This window comes from Paratractidigestivibacter sp., assembly GCF_052362415.1.
Taxonomy (GTDB): Bacteria; Actinomycetota; Coriobacteriia; order Coriobacteriales; family Atopobiaceae; genus Paratractidigestivibacter.
On the sequence record NZ_DAWEMK010000150.1, the window covers coordinates 1 to 3,353 of the forward strand.

Annotated in this window: 4 protein-coding genes; all 4 read left to right on the plus strand. The window is 64.7% G+C overall.

Annotation, left to right across the window (positions count from 1 at the left end):
• On the plus strand, nucleotides 1-168 hold a 168-nt coding region (locus ACT84W_RS10145), incomplete at its 5' end, for a sigma factor-like helix-turn-helix DNA-binding protein (RefSeq protein WP_444329125.1).
• Nucleotides 161-1,249: a hypothetical protein gene (locus ACT84W_RS10150; protein ID WP_417575650.1), complete on the plus strand. Its 1,089-nt coding sequence runs from the start codon at nucleotides 161-163 to the stop codon at nucleotides 1,247-1,249. The genes ACT84W_RS10145 and ACT84W_RS10150, both read left to right, overlap by 8 nt.
• Nucleotides 1,250-1,371: 122 nt before the next feature.
• Complete coding sequence (locus tag ACT84W_RS10155) at nucleotides 1,372-1,857, plus strand: transposase (protein ID WP_444329123.1); 486 nt, start codon at nucleotides 1,372-1,374, stop codon at nucleotides 1,855-1,857.
• A gap of 20 nt (nucleotides 1,858-1,877) precedes the next feature.
• Nucleotides 1,878-2,729, plus strand: coding sequence for an IS3 family transposase (locus tag ACT84W_RS10160; RefSeq protein WP_444329124.1), 852 nt, complete (start codon nucleotides 1,878-1,880; stop codon nucleotides 2,727-2,729).
• Nucleotides 2,730-3,353: the final 624 nt, after the last annotated feature.

The window sequence follows — 3,353 nt, forward strand, 5'->3', positions numbered from 1 at the left end:
CGGCTTCCCGAGAAGTACCGCGTGCCTATCGTGCTCTTTTACTACCTTGAGTTGCCCACCCAGCAGATAGCCGATTACCTGCATGTCCCGGCGGCGACGATTCGAACGAGGCTTGCTCGTGGGCGTGCGAAGCTGAGGAAACTCCTGGAGGGAGAGGATTATGAATAACGACCAGCTTAAAGCTGCTTTTGACGCGATGCATGCCGACGACGAGCTCGCGGACCGTGCGCTTTCCCGCGCGTCTAGAGGAAAGAAGCCCCGTCGTCGTGGTGCGGCCAAGCCCCTCACTGCGGTTGTAGCTGGCTGCGTCGCAGCTGTTCTGGCCACCGGCGGAGTCGCCTACGCGGTGGTTAATTCCGATTTCTTTGCGCAAGCATGGGGGAACCACGGGCAAGGGAGGACGCAGACCTGGTCCTTCTTGGGCGATGACGGCTCCACGATTTCGTACAAACGCGACTTCGGCGACGGAACGGCTCCGGTTGAGCTCTCGGAAGCGGTGGAGCATGTCGGGCTTTCCGTTGAGGGAAACGGCTATACGCTGGAGCTCGGCGATATTGCGGTTGACGAGAACGGCTGCGGATCCGTGACCTTCACGCTTTCGAACCCGAACGGCGTGGCGCTCTTTGAGCCCGCTGCAGAAGTGGGCGAGCTTGTGCTTTCAGGTGCCGAGGGCGAGCAAACCCTCGACCTCATCGCCCTTCGCTTTGGTGACGGGGACGACGAGGCCGCTTGGTCATTCGCGGACACCCGGGAGATGATCGAAAAGGAATCTTCGACCAAAACCGAGATCCATGGAACGATGCACTTTGCGGGATTTGGTGGCGAAGCCGACCTGGAAAAAGGGCTGACTTGGGTGCTCAACTGGCATGAGGGCGAAGGCGATAGCGCTGAGCAATGCACGGCGCAGACTTGGCGGTTCAACCCTAGCAAACGCGTCGCCTCGAAAACCTTTACCTCCTCCGACGGCGTTGAGGCGAAGGTGAGTCCGTTTTCGGTGCAGATCTCGGCTGATCCCGTGATGAGCGATAGCATTCGGAAAGTCAGCCTCGTGCTTAAGGACGGCACGGAGCAGGTCATTAAAGACGACGGCGTGGCGAACAATTACTTCGGTCTGGGAAGCGACGAAGGCGTTACCTGGGTCTCGACGCAGCTGATCGACCCCGATTCGGTCGGGAGCGTTCATGTAGAGCGGCGCATACTCGACAATAACGGCGGTGAGCCGCAGCTCCTGAGCATCACGCTGGAGTAGGCGACTGCTAAGAAACCCTGACCTCTGAGCGAGCGCGCGTCCCTCTTGCTAAACAAATGCCACCTCTGGGCTTCGCCTGAACTGCCCCCCATTTCTTGGACACGAGAAATGGGAGGCTTTTTATGCGTGTCGACTTGAGGGTGAAGCACGACATCGAGGCCGGGAAGGCGGCAATCGAGCTCTTCGAGCGAGGCCGCGGCTTCAAGTCGGCGGCGAAGGCGCTGTCGGTCCCGCGCGACACCGTGAGACAATGGCTCTACGTATACCGGTCGTTCGGAAGCGAGGCGCTGCTGACCATGGGCGGCAAGCAGGCCAGGTACACGTACGAGCAGAAGGTCGCCGCCGCCTCGGCCGTGGTCGACGGCGGCACGAGCAGGCAGGACGCCATGCGCGAGTTCGGGGTCATGTCGCTTGCGCCGCTCGACCGATGGTGCAGGCTCTACCGCGAGGGCGGCGCCGAGGCGCTCAGGCCCAAGCCCAAGGGCTCGAAGTCCAGGCCGCGCGGGCGCACCCGCGAGCAGGAGCTCGAGGAGCGCTGCCGAAGGCTCGAGACCGAGGTGGCCTACCTAAAGAAATTGCGCGTCCTGGTCGAGAGGGACGGGCTCTGACCAGGGCGAGGGCCGAGGCCGTGAGCGCCCTGCGCGCGGAGAGGTGCGAGCTGGGGCGCCTGCCGGAGTGCGCCGGCCCGGCCCGGTCCAGCTACTACTACGCGCTGTCGCGCCCGGCCAGGCCGACGCGCCCGGAACCGCGGGGCGCGGTGGCGGAGATCTTCTCGCGCACGGCCAACGGATGCGGCCACAGGCAGGCGGCCATGTGCCTGCGCGCCGAGCTGGGCGAGAGGATCGTCGACAAGACCGTGCCCAAGATGATGCGCGAGACGGGGATCCGCTGCGGGATACGCCGCGAGACCGACTGCCACCGCTACAACTCCTACAGGGGCGTCGTCGGCGAGACCTTCGGGAACGCCATAGGGCGCGACTTCTCCGCCGGCGCGCCGTGGCTGAAGATGGGCACCGACGTCACGGAGTTCAGGCAGCCCTGGGGCAAGGCGTGCTTCGCGCCGGTGTACGACTCCGGCAGCAAGGAGATCGTGGCCTGGTCGACGTCGACCAGGCCGGACATGGTGCAGCAGGCCGAGCTGCTCGACCGGCTGCTGGAGAGGATGCCAGAGGGAGCGAGGCCCGTGCTGCACTCGGACATGGGCTGGCAGTACCAGCATGCCGGCTGGACGGAGAGACTGAGGGCGGCCGGGATCGTCCAGAGCATGTCCAGGAAGGGCAACTGCATCGACAACGGCGCCACCGAGCAGGTCTCCGGCCACATGAAGGACGAGTTCTTCTGGGGAAGGACGTGGCCCGACTTCGAGTCCTTCAAGGCGGACCTGGACGCGTACGTCGCCCATTGGAACACGAGGCGAAGGCAGGTTAAGCTGAAGGGGCTGACCCCGGAGGAGTTCCGGAGCCGGCCCCTTGCGGCGTAGTTCTTATTTAAGCCGTCCAAGTTTTGGGGCGCAGTCCACCCCGCGACGGGTTTGTTCTTGTTAGCGCATCTAATCCTTAACCTCTTCGCCGCCTAACGCGCACGCGTCGGCAACCGTCCCGGCCTTGGCGCGCCCTGTGCTCGCGAACCTCGCGCCGCCCTCGGTGGGCCACGCCGCCGAGTGCTTCGACGCCCGCCGAAGTGCGAGGGCGGCGACCGATCAAGGCATTCGCCGCCGTGCCCGACGCCCGGCCTGCTGCCGTCGGGCTCAGCCCTCGGCGCCGTCGCGGGGCGCTTCCATGACGCACTCCCAGCCGTCGCCCTCCGACTTCGCGGGCGGCCGGGTCGCGAGTCAGGTGACACGGTTACTGGACTTGCTGGTACAGTACTAAGCTGCAAGGAAATAAATCCGTTCCAGGCTCGCCGCCGCTTGCGGATCCTCGCCCGGAGCGTCCGTCCCGTCATATAAGGAGCATCCATATGTCAGATTCCGCACGGCAGGTCTCTGGTCAGGCCCCCGCAAAGAAGGGCCTCTCTCAGAAGCGCGCCCTCGTGATCATCGCCTCTTTTGGCATCGAGGAACCCGAGCTCACCCGTCCCGTCGAGGACCTTCGCGCCGCCGGGG